This is a genomic window from Pseudomonas marginalis, from assembly GCF_024169655.1.
GTDB classification, from domain to species: domain Bacteria; phylum Pseudomonadota; class Gammaproteobacteria; order Pseudomonadales; family Pseudomonadaceae; genus Aquipseudomonas; species Aquipseudomonas paraveronii.
The window spans coordinates 170,773-189,579 of the sequence record NZ_JALJWV010000001.1 but is presented as its reverse complement, the minus strand read 5'-3'; the positions used below and the strand labels follow the sequence as shown (position 1 = coordinate 189,579).

At 53.6% G+C, this 18,807-nt stretch carries 14 protein-coding genes and 2 pseudogenes; 10 read left to right on the top strand and 6 right to left on the bottom strand.

What is annotated here, in order from left to right:
* Positions 1-176: 176 nt before the first annotated feature.
* Positions 177-1,157, top strand: a complete 981-nt coding sequence (locus J2Y83_RS00815) for an integrase domain-containing protein (RefSeq protein ID WP_253392664.1) — start codon at positions 177-179, stop codon at positions 1,155-1,157.
* A gap of 485 nt (positions 1,158-1,642) precedes the next feature.
* Here J2Y83_RS00815 and drt3b read toward each other — a convergent pair whose 3' ends face one another.
* On the bottom strand, positions 1,643-3,625 hold the full coding sequence (drt3b, locus tag J2Y83_RS00805) for an antiviral reverse transcriptase Drt3b (protein WP_253392661.1): 1,983 nt from the start codon (positions 3,623-3,625) through the stop codon (positions 1,643-1,645).
* Positions 3,622-4,890, bottom strand: a complete 1,269-nt coding sequence (gene drt3a, locus J2Y83_RS00800) for an antiviral reverse transcriptase Drt3a (protein ID WP_253392659.1) — start codon at positions 4,888-4,890, stop codon at positions 3,622-3,624. The genes drt3b and drt3a overlap by 4 nt, the downstream gene beginning before the upstream one ends.
* Before the next feature lie 370 nt (positions 4,891-5,260).
* On the opposite strand from drt3a, the pseudogene J2Y83_RS00795 reads away from it, so the two are divergent.
* Both J2Y83_RS00795 and J2Y83_RS00790 read left to right on the top strand, forming a co-directional pair.
* A pseudogene (locus tag J2Y83_RS00795) lies at positions 5,261-5,548 on the top strand (integrase domain-containing protein); the annotation flags it as partial.
* On the top strand, positions 5,545-5,820 hold the full coding sequence (locus tag J2Y83_RS00790) for a hypothetical protein (RefSeq protein WP_253392657.1): 276 nt from the start codon (positions 5,545-5,547) through the stop codon (positions 5,818-5,820). The pseudogene J2Y83_RS00795 and the gene J2Y83_RS00790, both read left to right, overlap by 4 nt.
* A 629-nt stretch (positions 5,821-6,449) precedes the next feature.
* On the opposite strand, the gene J2Y83_RS00785 is transcribed toward J2Y83_RS00790, so the two are convergent.
* Together J2Y83_RS00785 and J2Y83_RS00780 are read right to left on the bottom strand one after the other, a co-directional pair.
* On the bottom strand, positions 6,450-7,124 hold the full coding sequence (locus tag J2Y83_RS00785; RefSeq protein ID WP_253392654.1) for a glutathione S-transferase family protein: 675 nt from the start codon (positions 7,122-7,124) through the stop codon (positions 6,450-6,452).
* 81 nt (positions 7,125-7,205) lie between these two features.
* The gene (locus J2Y83_RS00780; protein ID WP_212801742.1) at positions 7,206-7,952 is read right to left on the bottom strand and encodes an SDR family oxidoreductase; all 747 of its coding nucleotides are present in this window, start codon (positions 7,950-7,952) and stop codon (positions 7,206-7,208) included.
* A gap of 136 nt (positions 7,953-8,088) precedes the next feature.
* On the opposite strand from J2Y83_RS00780, the gene J2Y83_RS00775 reads away from it, so the two are divergent.
* From J2Y83_RS00775 to J2Y83_RS00745, 7 genes and pseudogenes are all read left to right on the top strand, one after another.
* Complete coding sequence (locus tag J2Y83_RS00775; RefSeq protein ID WP_253392651.1) at positions 8,089-8,985, top strand: LysR family transcriptional regulator; 897 nt, start codon at positions 8,089-8,091, stop codon at positions 8,983-8,985.
* Positions 8,986-10,016: 1,031 nt separating this feature from the next.
* Positions 10,017-10,246: pseudogene (locus J2Y83_RS00770) on the top strand (DUF4160 domain-containing protein).
* The gene (locus J2Y83_RS00765) at positions 10,234-10,698 is read left to right on the top strand and encodes a DUF2442 domain-containing protein (protein ID WP_253392649.1); all 465 of its coding nucleotides are present in this window, start codon (positions 10,234-10,236) and stop codon (positions 10,696-10,698) included. The pseudogene J2Y83_RS00770 and the gene J2Y83_RS00765 overlap by 13 nt, the downstream one beginning before the upstream one ends.
* Positions 10,699-11,068: 370 nt before the next feature.
* On the top strand, positions 11,069-12,412 hold the full coding sequence (locus tag J2Y83_RS00760; RefSeq protein WP_253392647.1) for a CHASE2 domain-containing protein: 1,344 nt from the start codon (positions 11,069-11,071) through the stop codon (positions 12,410-12,412).
* Between the two features lie 37 nt (positions 12,413-12,449).
* Entirely contained in the window at positions 12,450-12,815 is a 366-nt protein-coding gene (locus J2Y83_RS00755) for a hypothetical protein (RefSeq protein WP_253392645.1), read from the top strand.
* Positions 12,816-12,828: 13 nt separating this feature from the next.
* Positions 12,829-14,406, top strand: a complete 1,578-nt coding sequence (locus J2Y83_RS00750; RefSeq protein ID WP_253392643.1) for a M48 family metallopeptidase — start codon at positions 12,829-12,831, stop codon at positions 14,404-14,406.
* A 136-nt stretch (positions 14,407-14,542) separates the two neighbouring features.
* Entirely contained in the window at positions 14,543-16,672 is a 2,130-nt protein-coding gene (locus J2Y83_RS00745) for a M48 family metallopeptidase (protein ID WP_253392641.1), read from the top strand.
* A 73-nt stretch (positions 16,673-16,745) separates the two neighbouring features.
* On the opposite strand, the gene J2Y83_RS00740 is transcribed toward J2Y83_RS00745, so the two are convergent.
* Both J2Y83_RS00740 and J2Y83_RS00735 read right to left on the bottom strand, forming a co-directional pair.
* Positions 16,746-18,032 carry an OprD family porin gene (locus tag J2Y83_RS00740; RefSeq protein WP_253392639.1) on the bottom strand — a complete coding sequence of 429 codons (1,287 nt, stop codon included), beginning with the start codon at positions 18,030-18,032 and terminating at the stop codon, positions 16,746-16,748.
* A 459-nt stretch (positions 18,033-18,491) separates the two neighbouring features.
* Positions 18,492-18,707 (bottom strand): hypothetical protein, encoded by a 216-nt coding sequence (locus J2Y83_RS00735; RefSeq protein WP_253392637.1) that lies wholly within the window; start codon positions 18,705-18,707, stop codon positions 18,492-18,494.
* Positions 18,708-18,807 lie beyond the last annotated feature (100 nt).

Sequence of the window (18,807 nt, the reverse complement as noted above, 5' to 3'; positions counted from 1 at the left end):
TTCAGGAGGCCAGATCATGAGATGCCCAAGCTCCCGGTCGTAAAGAGCCGCCAGTCCCGCGTTAGTGGACAACCCTCACAGGTCGCAGGGGCCTTGATCCCTGATAACACTCAACATTCGTGGCGGGATGACGTGGGGAAGGTCTCAAAGATTTTGGCTTCGAGAGGAGTTTGATCATGGCGTTGGTCGGTAAACGAGATGGGTGCAATTTTGGCTACGGTCGGCAGTTGAGCTATGCCGGGCCGCAGGCATTGCGGGATCTGTTTGGCGGCGGGCGTTACGGCACGGTCAGGGCGCACAGTGATCGGTGGCAGGCGTTTGTGCGATGGTGTCGTTCGGAGGATGGGCCGGGGTTCAACGATGCGCGGCAGATTGATCGGCAGACCTTGCTGGACTACGCCGGGCATTTGCGTCAGCAAGTTGAACAGGGCGAACTCGCCATCGCCACTGCGCAAAACCAATTGTCCAGTGTGAATCGGACCATGGCCGCGCTTCGCGGTGATCAATATGTGAAGGTGCCGAGTCCGAGCAAAGCGATAGGAAAGCAGCGCACCAGCGTCCGCACCGTAGCACCGAAAGGCCAAGACCATTATCAGGTGAAGCAAATCGTCGATACGCTTTGCGAACACCAACTGCCACGCGCTGCTGCCATCGTGCAACTGGCGCGAGCAACCGGAATGCGCTTACGAGAGGCCATATTGGCCGACCTTCCGCGTCTAAAACGTGAGGCCGAACTATACGGCAAGATTAACATCCAGGATGGCACCAAAGGCGGCCGCTCAGGCGCGTCGGCGCCTCGCTGGATTATGGTAGATGAGCATATTCGTGATGCATTGAGGTTTGCCAAACAGGTCTCGCCCGACGGTAGCCGCAACCTGCTTTCACCGAACGAACGCTACCTCGATTTCCAACAGGGAATCGCCCGTCCCGCAAGGGACATCCTTCATAAGCACAATCTCAAAGGCTTCCACGAGTTGCGGGCAGCCTATGCGTGCGAACGCTATGAGCAAATCACCCGTCATCCCGCGCCAGTCAATGATGGCAGATGTTATCAACTCGAGCGCCATCTCGATAAAGAGGCTCGAATACAGATCAGTTATGAACTTGGGCACGGCCGTATAGATATTGTTTCGGCTTATATCGGTGGTCGAACATGAGTAAAACCATCGATATGGAGTTGTTCCTGGCGAGCGTACTGATCGGGTCGGATGCCACTCGAGTTCGTCATTTACGTCAAGCGAGGACAATCCAATCCGCTATTTCTAAGCGCTGGAAAATAGATAATCCTTGGAATTGGAAACGAAAACACTTGGTATGGTTTCTAAACTATTACACTAGTGCTAACGCACCAACAACACGCTACTACTACCTACTTTCAGTTAAAATTCTTGTTTTGCGCCTAGACAAGAAATGGCAGTTTTAGGCAAGGAGAAGAGAGGCATTACGTTTGCATGGAAAAATAGTGTAGGGTATCCAACCAGTATAGTGTGTGCGGTTGCCCGCCATTCCTTGACCAGCAAATGATTCCATCCCCTCCCCCCTAAAAAGCTCATCCAGAGCCTCCGCGGAAATCGGTTTCGGTTAGCCAACCTTTTCAGGTCGTAAAGCTGATCGGTATACCCTACTCAAAAAATATAGATCACTAGTAACCTTTTAGCAATTCCTTTTTTTCTAGAGCAGATAGAAAGTCTGCATTTTCCCATGATACAAACCAAGGAAACTTTTCCAACCGCAAAGCGAGATCAGCCACCATCGGCGCTGTTGGAATCTTACTATTAATCTGCTTATACAATTTTTCTGCGATTTTATGCTTAAACTTTTTATCAATATAGGGACAGGTCATAATATCTAAGAACAAATAGATTTTTTCAGCATCCGATCTAATATCTGATAGATCTTCAAGCTTTGCCTTAATATTTGAAAACACAGCCCTTTTTATAGATGCATAAGAAGGAATATTCTCTACATAGTAAAGCAACGAAATTATTTCGAAATATGACATTTGACGACCGATTGAAACATCTACAATGCTTTGCAACGTTTCCCGCGGAATCAAATAATCACTACCTAACCCTTTGAGCACAACGAGTAAATTTAACGCCTCAAGCATTGCGTGATCGCTATTGCCAGAGGACATCTTCGCATATTCACTACTCTCAAAAAAGTCACGACATGCAGTGTAGATTTTACTTTTTATTGAGTTCAACTCATTTGGAAGATGTGCCTCGTAGAAAGAACACGAAAGTGTCGCTGCTACAAAAATCTTCACCGTACCTGTATGACTGGGATTTACGGTAAACAAATGGAAAATCACGTCAATAATTACATAATAGAAATCGGAATATTTATTGAGATCTTCGTCATCAGAAAATACTCTACCAATATTCGCCTCTGTCACTTGGACTAAAATCCTCGTCAAAGCGGATATTAAATAACCACAAACCATGCCATATGCATCGACGTCCGCAATACAAGCAGCCTTAACTTCGCTAATAAAATCAACCACAACCCTTCTACGGTTATATATTCGATTAGGAGTAAACTTACTTGCACCATCGGGACTACCTACAGCGACCATTTTCTCTGAAAATTTAGCCAGCGTATTTTTAACAACTTTCAAAGATCTGGTCTTACCAGTTACAAACGGTCGAGAAGCTTTAATTGTTTTTGCTTTGTTTATGTTTAGTTTATATTTTTTCGCATTGCTCTCTATTGATCTATATACCTGCTGTGCAAAATCTTCACTTATAGCGAAAACAAAAATATCGTCAACATATCTACGAACAGCATAATCCCTTCCTAAGACTAAACCTTTTTTGGCGACTTCTTCCTCTACATCACGATCAATTTGTTGAAAAATAATTTCAGCAAATATCCTACATACTTCAGGACCTATCACAATCCCAGCAGTTTCGTTATAGTTTGACGCCTGCATCAATCGATCAAAAACGGCTCCAAATGTATTTTTGACGCTCGAGTTAGCTTTAGAGAACTCTTTCGTTTTCAACGCCCAAGTTATCGAGTGCGTGTAAATGCTATCAAAAAATCTTGATATATCAATCGACCAAAAAGAAGAGTATTGTTGCTCTAACTGCAAAAAATCGTAGGATTCAAAAAAACGATAAAGCCGTGTATATCCAAAATAAGAGAAATATGACGAAAGGTATCTGTGCCTGGACTCAGTTGCAGAAACCACCACATTATCGGAGCGAAATTTTTTTATATTGTCATTCTCGCTCTTTGTATAGTACTTACTCGCCACCCCACCTGGCCGGCGGATACTGAACGAGCTTTTTAAGCAAGAAAAAACAATTTGATCACCGTAAGTCTTATAGAGCTCCACAAAGCTAACTTGAGACCTAGGGTGCAATAAAGATAAAGTTCGGACAGACGCCTCATCCTTACGAATCTTATAGGTCAATGGTAAGGTATACTCCGACGCCAAATCTCGATAGAACAAATAATCCATTATGTCCGGAAAGAGACTACTTCCAGCTTCATACTTTTTAAGATGCCAGTAAAAACCGAGATTACTAAAAACTATAGGGACCTCATACGGACACGTCTCAGTTAGCACAACTCTAGCAAAGTCCTCTTTTTTTACTCGACGCATCCCGGGTTTCATTTACGCCAACACTCCTTTATTTTCTTTAGCGTATCATATTTAAATGAATGAAATCTTGCGTTCACAAACCCAGTTCTAAAACCATACCCAGCCAACTGCTTTCTTTTATCAAGGCTCAATGCTGATATAACCCTTCGTGAAAGCTGATGTTTTGTAGAAAATAAGACTCCACGAATAAAGGCGTCCAACTCATCAAGCGCACAACGCCCGACGAAATTTTTCTGGACATAGTTATAATATATGCCGGTTTTAATATCTACTCCGGTCATCGGATCGACGATATAATAATTCCCTGTCAAAGCCCTAACTCTATTTTTTAACAGGACGAAATCAGTAGGATATTGCGAACTAGCAAGATAGCTTGAAAACGAATTAAGCAATCTCTTTTTAATCTTCTCAACCTTTACCTTAGATATATCACAAAACACCTTTCTACGAAAAACACCGTTTACTGTTTCTTCCGAATGCTCGCTGAATATTCTAATGTTATAACCAAGATAATCAAATCCATCTAATTTTTTACCAGCGGCTTCCTTAGCAACTTTCCCTACTGCGATATAATCTCTTTTCCCCGCAGTGTGAAACTCCAGCCCTTGAGGCAATAATTCTTCAACCTGACTTTCAAAGCTACCTCTCGCTATTTGCCCAGATGTAACTATAAGAATATCATCCACAAAACGTGCATAGTAAAAAACTCCTGGGAGCGCGGATACAGCTAGATCAAATTCCTTTAGATAAAACTCTGAAAGAGTAGCGCTAATTCCTAGACCTCGAGGCAATCCAGTCACATCATATGCGGCCAGCGTGTTAAGAAACTGATCCAGTAAAACAATTGTTTGCCACGAACACTTACCTTCTCCTATCAGCCGCTCGAATAAGAGTTTCGAATCAATACTCTCGTAAAATTTCTTTATATCCAATCTATAAACATCAAAAGGAGACCCCTCCTTAAACATAGACATTGCATTAGATATGATAGTTTGGCGATCAGCTTGTTTAAGTTTATAGTTCACTCTAATATTTTTTGAGACCAGTCGCGCCACCAGATCAGCCGAAGAAATATTGAACACATATCCTTTATCCGACCCAATATTTATCTGCCTTAAACACCCATTGAAAACTTGGCCACGACTTAATAAATTTAGAGTCTTGTTCGCAAGATCCGCACGATTGTTTCTGTCTTGCAAGTGAGGAAATCTAATAATATCTTGAAAGCCTATACATTCAACAAGCTTCCTACTCGTGTATGGTATTTCTATCATCATGACTACATACTCACAAGACGCGGCTTTATGTGCGCGCTTCGAAGCTTCCATTCTCGAGTTAATGCTAGCGATATCCCTAACACTTTGGACGTCGAGCCCCTCATTTTGTCCTATCGACTATCAGTCGAAGCTATCAAAAAGCCATCGCGCCGTCCATCCAAGGTCCCTCACGGATCAATATGAAGTTTCTATAGATGCGGCACCAACCTGAAAAAACAGAGAAAGACGCGCTGATTTTAACTACTCAGCCTTCCTTGATAGCATGAAATGACGTGAAGGGATTAAGGTAGTTTTAGGGATACAAAACTAATCATCAATACAATAACTTCTTTAAAAACAATGTATTACGATATAATTCGACTCCTGGTGCCGCAACCTACTTGCACCGAACGAAACCTACCTCGATTTCCAACGGGGAATCGTCCGTCCTGCACGGGACATCCTCCATCAGTACAACCTCAAAGGCTTCCACGAATTGCGGGCAGCCTATGCGTGCGAACGCTATGAGCAAATCACCCACCGTCCCACCCCCATCAACGGTGGCCATTGCTATCAACTCGACCGACGTCTCGATCAGGAAGCCCGAGTACAAATCAGCTATGAGCTGGGGCACAACCGTATCGTCGTGGTGGCCGCTTACATTGGTGGTCGCGCATGAGCACGGTATTCGATATGGATCTGTTCCTGACGGGCGTCCTGACCGGGTCGCATACCACGCGCCAACGCCACCTGCGTCAGGCGAAGGCCATCCAAACAGCGATCGCTGAGCGCTGGCAACGCGACAATCCATGGACTTGGCAGAGAAAACACCTTGCGTGGTTTTTGAATCACCACCTAAACCAGCACACTCAATCGACGCGCTATTACTATTTGCTGACCATGCAATTACTCACTCATTGCTTAGGAAAATCCCGGCAGTTCAACCTCTAAACGAAGGTCAGAAAACGGCCGAGGCTGTGTAAAAACGTTTTTGAGCGCGACAGGTACTCAAAACCGGACTGAAAATCGCGTTTCTACGCGAAATCCACATCTGCTGACGTGCCGATAAATTTCAGATTTAACGTAGACGCGCGCACTTCAATTTTGGCTAAGCGTTTTTACACACTCTGGGCCATTTGGAGCCATACGAAAAAAGCCCACCATGGGGCGGGCTGTCGGTTGTCTTCAAGGGGAGGCCATTCGCTAACGAATTCTCGGAGCAAGCGGACTGAGAATACGCTGAATGTCGACGTGGGGGCCGGTGATCTAACCTTGGCAAAAATCACTAGCCGCAGCCTGTAAGAAGCGGCCGGGGCCAGGCTGCGCCTAGTCTCTAAATACTTCTTCTCAGTGGAAAAAAACGAGCAGGAGAGCGGCCAGGATGACGGTCGATGCGCCGCCGATACGTGTGGAGATCTGTCGCCAGCAAAACCATCTGAGCATCAGTAGGCCGCGCCTCGACCAATAAGCAGCCTCTCTGAGAGTTCAGCGAGGGCTATGAGCTTTAGAGGAGCAGGAGTTGGGTGCAGGACTTTTCGATGAGACCGCAGTCGAGCGCGGGCTGAACCGAAACGCCCGATTCAGCTAACCAAAATGGCCTTGGCTTGCTGAAGATGCGTGCGGAACCGGGACGCATAATCTTCGGCAACTGCAGCTTGAACACTCGCTCGGTTTGCTAGCGCATGGCGCCACTCTGCAATGCGAACAAGTCCATCGAACAATGGATGACTTGGTTCGAATCCTAGTATGTCGAAGTAGCGAAAAACTGGAGCAACGGCTATATCCACCATGCTGAGCTTCGCACCAGCGAAGTAATCGCCGTCCGATTTTTCAAGTTCGAATCGCTCTAGTTTGCCTCTCAACACTGCTGATTTACTAAGCGCTGTCTGCTGATCCGCTGCATTCAAATATCCCCACGCATCCGCGAGCATGGCAGTGGCGAATTCGATCCAGGCACGGTGTTGAGCACGGGTGATTGCATCTTCCGGGTGCAAAGCGGGCTCCGGATACACCTCTTCGATGAATTCACAGATTGCCACGCTCTCGAAGAGTACGTTCGCACCCTCGTCGCCTTTTTGCACCGTTAGAAGCGGGACTTTGCCCGTTGGCGACATGACCCGAAACCAGTCGGGCCTGACCTTCAGATCCACATCAATGCGCTGAAATGGAACCTGCTTTTCGTGAAGTAAAATTGCCACTCGCTGAACAAACGGACAAAGCTCGTGGCTAACGAGCGTGAGCTGTGATTGCGACATTTGAATACCCACTGTTTTTCCGACAACTCCCGCATCCGGGCAGGAAGCGGGATGTACAGACTCGAAGGCGTGCCTATCTCGTTAAAGCGAGCGACCACCATCAACAATAATTTCTGTTCCCAACGTCCAACGAGACTCGTCCGACGCGAGGTACACCACCGCCTTAGCTACTTCTTCAGGCGTGCCAAAACGGCCAAATGGGATAGTCGCAGCAATATCTTTGTTGACCTGCTCGCGGTAGGCATCGGGAATACCCGCCTTGTCGTACAGCGGCGTGTCGATCGGCCCAGGGCTGACCGCATTTACTCGAACACCACGCGGTAGAAGCTCGCTAGAGAGCGTTTTCGACATGTTTAGAAAGGCCGCCTTTGTTGCGGCATAAATGGATGAACGCGCGGCGCCCAGGTGCGCACTGATCGAGGTGTTAAGAACCACCGATGCAGGGTTTGAGAAGACCGGCAGCAGTGCTTGCAGGAGGAAGTAAGGGCCTTTGACATTGATGTCAAAGGAGCGGTCAAACATCTCCTCGTTCCAGTCTTCGATTGGCTTCCAGACGGATACGCCAGCATTGAGGAAGGCAACGTCGAGCTGCCCGTAATGAGACTGAACAGCCTGCGCCAGCTCCTTCTGGGCTGTGACACTGGCGGAGTCGGCTCGTAACACCAGAACCTCGCTACCTAAGACAGCTTGGGCGTTTGCAATTGACTCAGGATTAACACCAGTGACGATCACCCGAGCGCCTTCTGCGAGGAATTGCTTTGCGGTCTCCAGACCAATGCCACTTGTGCCGCCAGTGATGAGCGTACGCTTGCCTTGTAAACGGGACATGTAAACTTCCTCTCATTTGTGACGACCAGTCGGACGACTGACCTTCTGAGAGCAACTATGTATTCATGCTGGAGCGCTGATAAGATAGCTAAAGAGAATACATCTCATGCAAAATACGCATGAAAGAGGACGTGTGATGGATCGGTTGTTACTGATGAGCTGTTTCGTACGCGCCGTCGAGACCGGCAGTTTTTCAGCTGCGGGACGTGATCTTGGACTCGGACAACCGAACGTCAGCCGTTACGTCGCCGCACTCGAAGATCATCTGCAAGCCAGGCTGCTTCACCGATCGACAAGAAAGCTGACGCTCACACCGGAAGGCGAGCGGTACTACGCAGATGCGCGGCGTATTTTGGACTCAGTAGAAGAGTCAGAGTCCTCTCTGAGAGGGAACGTGGCACCGTCTGGGTTACTGCGCGTCGCATGCCCGACTGCATTGGCGCACACCTTTATCGTGCCCCAGGTGGCTAGCTTTCTGGAGCTCTATCCAGAAGTGTCGCTCGATCTCCAGATCAATGATCGCTACGTCAATCTGGTCGACGAGGGAGCCGAGCTCGCGATTCGCATTGGCCACCTGGAGGACAGCGCAATGCGTGCCCGGCCACTAGCGTGGTTCGAGCGTGTGTGTGTGGCCAGCCGCGAGTACTTGGAGAAACGTGGTTCTCCCTCTTCGCCTGATGACCTGAAGAAACACGACTGCCTTATTTACACTCTGCTATCTACCGGTACTAACTGGCGGTTTAAAGACATTGATGTCCAGGTCTCCGGTCGCCTGCGGGTCAATTCACCCGAGGCGATACGTGAGTACGTCAATGCAGGATTAGGAATCGCGCAAGGCCCTCAATGGCTTTATGAGGAAGGGCTAAGAAGTGGCAATCTTCAGCTGCTGCTTAGCGACTACGTAGCACCACAGGTGCCGATCCAGGTCGTTTACCTAGCGAATCGGCTGCTGCCCAAGCGAGCCATCGTTTTCATGGACTTCATGGCGAATGTGTTTGCAAAAAGCTCTGCATTCCAAGAACGCCTAAGGTAACCAGAACCACGAAGGCCCCTTGTAGTGAGACCGGATGCACGCTTACCACAGTTGCAATCGGCGGGTCTGAACAGTCATGGGACGTAACGTTTGTATCTCAAGTGCTCTGATTCACCGCAGGCACTAATCTGAATCGCCCCTAGTTTTGTAGACACATCCGAGCGGCTCGTCTGCTGCCTGTCGCCACGGCAGCTTTTGGCGGATTCCTACCTATTCTCGACGGAGGGGATGATCAACAACGTTCGAATTCGGGAGGTTTACCATTCCGTATGCGGCTCTGAATTTCTTGCAGACAGACAACGTGCTGACATCTAAAAAATCCCGAGTTCGATTCCAGCGAACGCCATAACTAGCTGATTTATTTATAGTTACTAGTTGGGGTACGTCGAATTTTCCAACGAACTCCAGACGCCCGAAAAACCTGGCCTCCCCGAAACGTACCGTTCGTCTGGTGCCGCACCATATCTCGAAGCCCCGCAATGCGGGGCTTTGTGGTTTCTGGAGGTTGGGAAATTTCAGAAACTTGTAGGGTGAATTTAGTGAAAACGTCCACAAAACGTCCACACTCAAACAACTAACCTGCAGTTTTCCGCGCACCCCACTTCTTTTTATTACGCTCCGATGTCAATTCACGGCCAATTTTCATAACCGTCTCCAATAGATCTGCTGCCTCACGGAAACTATCTGAGTCCGCCGTCCCATTGAAAAGCAAACCACCAGCGGTGACATCCAACCTAACGCTGTCAGCCAATTGATAAAAACGAACAATCTGCTTCGCTTCATGAGGCGTTAGCCCACCGAGCCGCGTAACGTTTGCCTGAACACTCGGTTGTAGTGCTCGTGAATATTGACGGAGTACTTTAAAAACCTTGGCTCTAAGATCTCCGTAACTGAGGCGCCTCCAGGCGGCGACCAATAAGCCTGAGCGTCTCTCAGACCGTCGAGATACCCCCTCAGCTCCACGTGGCCGCTGCGCTCATGACCGCCTCCGACTACTTGATGTATCGCCAAATTGGCGATACGCTTCGAGCATGTCTACCAAACACCGATTTCGCGAAAAGTACCGCATAGAGCTGCGGGAAAAAGACCACCTACCGCCCCACGTACACTGACGGGCGGCGGCGTCGATGTCTTGATAAGCCTTGAAACATGTGAGGCGATGTTGGGCCGAGCGCCGACGGTGGTGCTGAAAGAGGCTTTGGCCTGGGTGCGTTTGCACCAAGACGAATTACTGGAGGAATGGCATAAATGGCATCCATGAAACGCCCCCGCCTGCGGGCTGTGCAGGCGCGTCCCGGCCATGCGCTGGAGCTGACATTTATCGACGGCCAACAGTTTCTGCTGGATATGACCCGCGACGTGGCCACCTACCCTGGGCTCAAACCGCTGCAAGCGGCCAAAGCGTTCAAAGGCGCGACCGTGGGCGATGATGGATGGACGGTGGAATGGCCCGAACTGGACATTCAAATCGGCGCCGACACGCTGTACCTGGACGCCTTGGCTCAGGCAGCGCCGGATGAAAACACGCGCATCTTCATCGGTTGGCGTGCGCGTACCGGGCTCAACCTGTCGCAAGCCGCCGAGGCATTGGGTGTCGGCACGCGGAGCATCACCCGCTACAGCAACGGCCGCGAAGCGGTGCCCCGCACATTGGCCTTGGCCTGCCTGGGTTGGGATCGTCTGCAAGAACAGCCCCAGCTCAAACGTGCGTGAAACCTTGGCGGCGATACTGATCACGTAGCCCCCGAACACCGCCCCGTGCGGGGTTTTCGTATCTTGTTGTTGGCACTCGTGCTGGTGAGTCGCTCGTTGGCGATCTGAACATGTGTAAGCAATGCTTCACTTGCCAGCCATCGATAGCCCTGGGTCCTCTAAATTTAGAGGCTGACATTCTGGCTTTAAAGCGGCAGCGATTTGAATCGCTCCAGATTCTGTTGTCGCGCCGCTAAGGCTAACAAAGCGTTTCAGACTAGGCAGACAACCCACACGCAGAAATATGGCACTTCGCCACTTTCCCAATTGACACCCCCTCCCCACCACGTTAAAACCCCTGTCTTGCTTGTGCTTTTCTATCGAGACATGGATGTTGTCGACCCCTCCGCTGTTCAAACATCGCCGCTATTGGCTGGCGGTCATCATCGTGCTGCTGGCGATCCTCGATCCTTTCGGCCTGGCCAGTTCCAGCGACAAGGCGTCGGCGCAGTGGCTCAACCGTATGTTCGCCAGCCACTACGCCAATGACGGCCAGCAGCGGGTGGCGGTGGTGTTGATCGATGATGCGTACCTGATGCGCAACGCCACCTCCTGGCCGATGCCCTATGGCGAGCAGAGCAAGTTGTTCAAGCGCTTGCTGGCGTTTAAGCCCAAAGCGGTGTTCGTCGATTTGCTTTACAGCCACGACCACTCTTTCGGCGACCCGGCACGGGGCAGTCAGTTACTGGCGAATGTGTTCGAGCGCTATCAACGCCAGGGCATTCCGTTGTGGCTGGCCAATACCGGGGTGGCGCGTGGCGAGGCGGGCCAGGCCAATACGCTGGCGCCGTTTGTCGAGGTCAGTCGCCCGGCCCTGGTGGCGTGGGCGGGGGTGGACGACAAGTACCCGTTGGCGGTGAATACGCCGATAGGTCTGATGGAAACACCCGCCTTGGCGCTGTACCGCGCATTCTGTGAGACACAGGCCTGCCCGTCGCCGCCGGTGGACGCGCAAACCGCCGCACGTCGGCAACCGATCGCGGTGCAATGGGGGCTGAAGTTGGCGCCAGAGCAGGCGCGGATCGCCGATGTGCGCCACTGCGCGCCGGCGCGGCATTTTTTGCTGGATGGGGTGGCGCAGTTGCTCCAGGCGGTGTTCTGGAAACTCGATGACTCGGAGCAGGCACGCTGCCCTTATACGCTGACGTTAGCGGCCAGCGACCTGGAAGTCAGCGACCCGGACGACCAAGCCTTGGTCGCCGAGTTGCTGCGCGATCGCCTGGTGCTGGTCGGGGCCAATATCACCTCGACGGGTGATCTGGTGGAGTCGCCGGTACACGGCCAGTTACCTGGCGTTTATCTGCATGCCATGGCCCTCGACAACCTGATCAATGTGGGCATGGACTATGACCATGAGCCCGCCAACTTTCCTGGCCTGCCATTTAATTGGCTGGACCTGCTTGAACTGGGCCTGCTGGCGTTGATCGCCGTGCTCAAGGCGCTGCATGCGCGGCGGCTGGCGGGCCTGCGCACCTGGAGCCGGTGGCGGCGTCAGGAAATCTGGTTTTTTTCTTCGCCGTGCCCGTCATGGCTGTTGGTGATGTCCGCGCTTGCCGGGGTGAGTGTGCTGCTGAGCCTCAGCCACATCACGCCGGTGAACGTGTTGGGCATTGTGTTGCTGTCGTTGGTGCTGTTCAGCGAACGGATCGAAGCCTTCTTCGATCGCGATCGCTGAGTGCGCCGCTTTGTCATTTGACTCAAGGAATCCAAGGATGAACAGAAGTCTGATCGTCGTGCTCGTTGCGCTCTTCACCCAGGGCGCCTGGGCGGAAACCCACAGCATCAAGGCGTTCCTGGCCGACCCGGTGGCCGTGCTGGATGAACAGGGTAAACAACAGCGCGAGTTGCCGAAAAAAGACACGCCGACCCAAGCCGTCCCCGTGTTGCAGTACAACAAGGCGCTGGATCTGGTGCAGGTTGAGCTGGCGGGCCAGAAGGTTTGGCTGGACACCATGGACCTGCGCATCGAGCCGCCGCTCAATGTGGTCGACCTGCCCTGCCAGGGCCTGACCAAAAGCCAGACCAAAGACAGCCGCAACAACTCCACCATCGGTTTTGGTGCGGGCTGCAATCAATAAAAGGAGCGGTGCGGTGAAGGGATCTCTATTGGCAGCCAGCTTGCTGGCCAGCACGGTACTCAGTGGTTGCGCGACATTGAAAGGCGCCGACCAGGCGTTCCTGAACCTGGTGGGCCCCTCGACCCAATCCAGGGTCCAGGGCCACTACGTGGATAACACCGACGTGCGCCAGTACTACAAGCTCGACCCGCAACGCCAGAGCCAGCAGCGCTTGAGCTATGACGGGCGCGCGGTACCGGCGGCCGAAGCACGCCAGCAGAACCTGGTGGATATCCCGATGCTGCAGGTGTACCTGCAGGGGATTGTCACGCGCCTGTCCAAGGGCTGGCCAGGTGAGTTGCCGGCCTTGCAGGTGAAGATCACCGACAGCTACAGCTTCGGGCCATCAGCAGACCCTTACGGCAATGTGTTCGTGCCGCTGGGCATGCTGGATAACGTCGGCAGCGAAGACGAAATCGCCGCGATGCTCGGCCACGAAATGAGCCACGTTCTGCTGCACCACCACGACCGCATGGCGGCCTTCCAGCAGCAGAAAGAGATGTTCACCACCGTGGCGTCCACCGTTGCCTTGGCCACCATGGCCGCCGACACCGGCGTGGACCGCAGTTCCGGCACGATGAAGCTGTTCAGCAAAGACCCCGCCGGCACCCAGAAAACCATCGGCAACACCGTGCTCTACACCACCTTGGCCAACACGTTTTCCGACCATGTGTGGAGCACCGCGTGGGGCCGCACCCAGGAAGACCAGGCCGACCTGCTCGGCACCGACCTGATGATCCGCGCCGGTTACGCACCGCGTGCCGCTACCCATAGCCTGGAGCGCCTCAACGACTTCCAGGGCAAGCAGAAACCGTTGCTCAGCGGCTTCCTGACCGCACGCAAGAACGCCATGCAGGATTCACTGCAACAGTTCAATCTCAACCGCTTCACCCAGGAGTTGGACGTGCTGGTCAAAGACGGACTGACCACCAGCATCTCCGCGACCACCCAGTATTTCAATCGCTCCCACATGTCGGCGATGGATCGCGACACCGAGTTGCGCCAGTACCTGCAGCGCGAATACCGCCAGGAGCGCCGCGCACGCATCAACCCCGAGAGCTGGACGAAGATCAAAGGGACGCCGCAAGTGGCCAAGGCCATGCAGGGCTACAAGGATGCCTACTTCGCCAACGACGCCCTGGAGAAAAACAAGCTGCCCGAGGCCGATGGGTTTATCCGCAAAGCCTTGGCCTCGCCGGTCAAGGATCAGCCAGGTATTCGTCGCACCGCGTACACCGTGCGCCTGGCCCAGGGCAAGAACGGCGAAGCCTTGAAAGAGTTGCAGGCCATCAAGGATTGGAGCCTGGCAGGCCCGTCGACCTATGACCTGATGATCAGCTACCACCTCAAGCGCGGCGACGGGGAATCGGCGCTGGCGATGATCGACAAGGCCGAACGCAACCTGGGCTCGGAAGAACTGTTCATCACCGAGAAGTTGCTGGCCAATCAGCAATTGCAGAACGCGCAGCAGGTGCAAACCGTGCTGCGCAAGTGCGAGCAATACCCGACCCGCAAGGCAAACTGCAAGAAACTGGCGCCGGCCAAAGCCTGAGGTTGACGATTAGGCCTACGGAGCCCGCCTCCTTCCCGCGGCGCTTTTTCCTAGCGCCCGGGAAGACCGTTCCTCTCGCCCACCCCACCAGTTCTTCGGTATAAACGTTCGCATTCTGCGTTGCGAACGGACTCCCATGAACGCCATAAAACTGATTTTCCTCCTGATCATTTCTCCCTTGCTGCTGGCCGGCGTTGGAACATGGGAATTGCAGCGCGCCACCGAGGGCGCACGGGTTCCCGGCCAAGCCCAGGCCTATGTCAACGTGATGAAGCCCGTCCTGAAGACGTGGCTGGAGGAAAATCCGACGATCCCCATTACTGTGGGCAGTGACGGCCTCAGCCCTGAGCAGTTTCTCTCCCGACTGGCGCGAATGGAGGCCGAGCTGCCTACCGCTCGCCATATAAATCGCATCCTGCACGCGCTGGCAGCCTGGGTCATTGGTCTGGGGCTGCTTGCCGCGCTGATCGGCGTGGCCGCGCTGGCCGGTACGCAATGGGCGGGGCGGCGCGCGCAGCAGTCGCGAGAACAGTTGCTGCAGGTGTTTTCCCTGGGCAGCCGGTTATTGCCCTATGTGCTGGTGAGCCATGTGGTGGCGATGGCGGCAACGGTCGCCTTGGCGTTGAGTTATGAGGGCCTGGCGCTGTGGCATATCGGCCAGTTGGGCAAGGGCGAAGTCAAGCTGATGGGGTGGCTGGGGGTAATCGCGGCAATCTGCCTGTATTCGATCTGGCTGCTGCTCAAACAACTGCGGCACATGCTGGTGATGTTCGAGCCCACGCCACTCGAGATGTTCGGACGGGTGGTGACGGCTGAACAGGCGCCCGGGTTATGGCGCCAGGTGCGCGAGTTGGCCGGCAAACTGGGCGCGTTGCCGCCGGATCATATTGTGGTCAGCCTCGCCCTGGGCTTTTACGTGACCTCCAGCCCCGCCACGGTGCGGCCCGCTGAAACGCCGCTGCGCGGGCGCACCCTGCACGTGCCGCTGCTGTACCTGGGGCTACTGAGCCGCGAGGAAGTCGACGCTGTGATCGGCCATGAGCTGGCGCATTTTGTCGGCGAAGACACCGAGTACAGCCTGCGCTTTGTGCCGATCTACGATGGCGTCAGCCGCAGCCTGGAAACGCTGGAGCAGACCATGATGGACAGCGATTTGATCCAGGCTTGGTTGATGCGCCCGTCGTTCCTGCTCGGGGTGTTTTTCATGCAGCACTTCGATCATGCGGTGAACCGCTGGAGCCGTGAGCGAGAGTTGTTGGCGGACGCCGCCGGTGGCCGCTTGGCAGGCAATGCGGCAGCGGCCTCGGCGCTGCTGCGGATATCGGTGTTGCAGACGCCTGTGGAAGGCGTGCTACTGGCCCATTGCGACACCCCCGTTGAGGGCGATGTGCTGAACGCCGCCCTCGCCGCGTTGCAAGGCCAAGAACTGCAGGCACCCGACGAAGCACTGGAAACGCATCAACCCCACCCGACCGATTCCCACCCCTCCAACGGCGAGCGCCTGCACGCACTGCGCGTGCCCTGGGCCGATGCTATGCACAGCGCCACCCGTGCCGTGGACGCACAGGCTGCGAGTCTGCAAATCGATGCCCTTTTCAGTGCAGCGCACACGCTGCGTGAGCAACTGTCCCGCGACCTGTTCGTCGAAGCGGCCGGCGAACACACAGCCCAGACTCATCTGTTGGAAACCCTGGCTGCCTCGGCACAAGGCGAACATGCCCTGCACGAAGGCGGTCGTCGGCGTGCCGTGTTGATGGCGGTGTTGGCGGTGCCGTTTGTGTTGCTGGGGCTGGCGATGATGAGCGAGCCCTGGCTTGCCCCCGAACGCTTGAAAGGCACAGCGCTGTCCGCCGTGGGTGCCGGGGCGGGAATTGCCAGTATTGCGCTGATATTTCTGTGGCTGGGCATCCGCCGGTTCAAACGCGCGCCGCAGACCGCGTTGCGCCTGACGCCGGAACATTTCGTGTTCGCCAATCTGGCGCAACCGCTGCCCATCGAACACATCGCCACTGTCACGCTGCAGTTTCTCCAAGGCATCTGGGTGACCATCGAACTCAAACCCGAAGCCCCGCTGCCCGAACTGCGCAAAACCGCATTCGGCGTGCCCGGAGCGCGGGTCAACCGCAAGAAACACCAGGTGCTGTTGCAGATGGCGCAGCTGTGCATCGACAACAAGAAGATCGAGCCCTATGAAGGCCTGACGCTGATGACTGACTACGTCAACGCATCCCTCGCCCGTAAGATTCTGCAAAACTGGCAGGACTGACCCACCGACATAAAAAAACCCCGAACCAGTCGGGGTTTTTTATCGCCTGCAATCAGGCGCGACGCCGGATCAATTAGAAAACGTTGATCGGGTAGTCGGCGAACAGGCGGAATTCGTTACCGCCTACGTTGTAGTTGTCAGCGTTGTTGGAAACGCGCAACCACGAGGCACGAGCACGCAGGCTCAGGTCTTTGGCTGGGCCGCTCTGGACGATGTACTTGAACTGGTTCCAGATTTCACGCTCGGTGCCATCGCCACGGCCACTGCCGTCGTCGATGTTGGTACCGCGGACGTAAGCCACGTTGTAGGTCAAGCCAGGCACACCGAAGGTAGCGAAGTCGATGCCGTAGGCCGCTTGCCACGAACGCTCGTCCTTGCCGTTGAAGTCGGACCAGTAGGAGTTGGCCAGCAGGATGGTGTTGCCACCGTCGCCGATGCCGCCATCGTTGCGGTAGCCGCCGTACAGGTAGCCAGTGTCGCCGGTGCTGCGTTGGTGAGCGACCATGAAGCTGTGCGGGCCGACAGCCCATGTGGCGCCCAGGCTCCAGATTTTGTTGTCGCGCGCGTCTGCATCACCTTGGTTTTCCAGGGCGAAGCTGCGATCCAGCTTGGTTTTGTAGCCGTTGAAGTCAAACGTCAGCGACTGCTTTTCTGGCAGGGCCAGCACGTAGTTGACGTTGACGTATTGCTTCTTCAGTACGTCCTGCATGTCGGAGGCGTACAGCGCTGCCGACAGGCTTTCGGTGAATTTGTAGCTACCGCCGATGTAATCGATGCTTTTCAGACGGCCGCTGTCGGTACCTTCAGCGCTCTTACGCGCTTCCTTGGTGAAGTGGCCCCCATCCAGTTGCAGACCTTCGATCTCTTTGGAAACGATCGAGGTACCGGTGTAGGTTTCCGACAACAGACGAGAGTTGTCGTAAGCCAGCACGGGCACGTTCGGGAACTGGTCACCGTACTTGAGCACAGTGTTGGAAAGGCGGAACTTCACCGCCGCGCCGCCTTTGGCCAGGTCGTTGGCAGCCGAGCCGCTGTCGCCTTGCTTGAAGAAGTCGATACCGCCCGCGCCGCTGCGGCCTTTACCGCCGTCCAGGCGAATGGCGTACTGGCCAATCACGTCCACACCCACACCGACGGTGCCTTGGGTGAAGCCGGACTCAAACTTGCCGATGAAGCCCTGGCCCCATTCGGCTTTGTCTTGCTTGCCGTTCTTGTAGTCACGGCTGATGTAAGCATTACGCGCTGCGATGTTCAGATGGCTGTCTTCAACGAAACCCTTGGATTGTTCCTGGTCGTTTGCCATTGCTGTCGATGCGCTCAAAATCCCCAGAGCGATCAGACTCATCCGTTGTTTCAACATTTTTTTTATTCCTTATTACTGATTGAATACGCGCTATGACACCAGGCTCCTTATTGCTGTTTTGGTGTCGACTTTTTCCGAAAAAAACAAAGCCCGCAGACGACTTAACTACCGCGGGCCTTTTTTTTATTGGTTGAGTCATGGCTGTTAGCCACAGGCGTTGGACGCAATGCTAGTCTCGCGTTGAACTACGTGTCAATTTCGCGAATCGTCTGTGTTTAGGCAAAAAAATTCTAAGCCACGGCCTACAACGCTTTAAGCATTGCCTGGAAATCTCATCCATACAGAAAAAATACATATTTAGTAACGTATTTTACAAGTCGCACGCTTGGGAAGACATAACGCGTGCAAATTGAATTGGGCGCTTACGCGTGATCGATGTCGGTCAGCCACTTATTCAGTGGAGATCACACCGCAATGGCGAGCAAGCTCACTCGCTCATTTTTGATAGGCGAGTTTTTAGTTATTCATCAATTCGCACAATGCATGCACTTCATCCTCGCTGAACAAGCCAGCCGGGTAGCGCTCACTCATCACACTGCGTAAATCTGGCTGCTGCCTGATCTGCCGTGAGCCGTGTGTCTTCAACCAGAGCGCCAGCGCATGGATTTCGTCACTGTTGACCCGCACGGGGTGGAACGTGCGCGTGTGCACCACGTTGATATTGGCATTCATTTCAGCGCTCTCTCCTACTGCGTGAGCGGCTAACTTACTCAAGGTTTATGACAGAACTGCGCAGTCATCACCGTGGGCTACTGTGACAATGCCAATACAA

Excerpts from the sequence above, each read along its gene's own strand:
- J2Y83_RS00780 (WP_212801742.1), bottom strand. The coding sequence starts at position 7,952 with ATGTCCCGTTTACAAGGCAAGCGTACGCTCATCACTGGCGGCACAAGT.
- J2Y83_RS00755 (WP_253392645.1), top strand. The coding sequence starts at position 12,450 with ATGAACAGAAGTCTGATCGTCGTGCTCGTTGCGCTCTTCACCCAGGGC.
- J2Y83_RS00760 (WP_253392647.1), top strand. The coding sequence starts at position 11,069 with ATGTTGTCGACCCCTCCGCTGTTCAAACATCGCCGCTATTGGCTGGCG.
- J2Y83_RS00735 (WP_253392637.1), bottom strand. The coding sequence starts at position 18,707 with ATGAATGCCAATATCAACGTGGTGCACACGCGCACGTTCCACCCCGTG.
- J2Y83_RS00765 (WP_253392649.1), top strand. The coding sequence starts at position 10,234 with ATGGCATCCATGAAACGCCCCCGCCTGCGGGCTGTGCAGGCGCGTCCC.
- J2Y83_RS00815 (WP_253392664.1), top strand. The coding sequence starts at position 177 with ATGGCGTTGGTCGGTAAACGAGATGGGTGCAATTTTGGCTACGGTCGG.
- drt3b (WP_253392661.1), bottom strand. The coding sequence starts at position 3,625 with ATGAAACCCGGGATGCGTCGAGTAAAAAAAGAGGACTTTGCTAGAGTT.
- drt3a (WP_253392659.1), bottom strand. The coding sequence starts at position 4,890 with ATGATGATAGAAATACCATACACGAGTAGGAAGCTTGTTGAATGTATA.
- J2Y83_RS00745 (WP_253392641.1), top strand. The coding sequence starts at position 14,543 with ATGAACGCCATAAAACTGATTTTCCTCCTGATCATTTCTCCCTTGCTG.
- J2Y83_RS00740 (WP_253392639.1), bottom strand. The coding sequence starts at position 18,032 with ATGTTGAAACAACGGATGAGTCTGATCGCTCTGGGGATTTTGAGCGCA.
- J2Y83_RS00790 (WP_253392657.1), top strand. The coding sequence starts at position 5,545 with ATGAGCACGGTATTCGATATGGATCTGTTCCTGACGGGCGTCCTGACC.
- J2Y83_RS00775 (WP_253392651.1), top strand. The coding sequence starts at position 8,089 with ATGGATCGGTTGTTACTGATGAGCTGTTTCGTACGCGCCGTCGAGACC.
- J2Y83_RS00785 (WP_253392654.1), bottom strand. The coding sequence starts at position 7,124 with ATGTCGCAATCACAGCTCACGCTCGTTAGCCACGAGCTTTGTCCGTTT.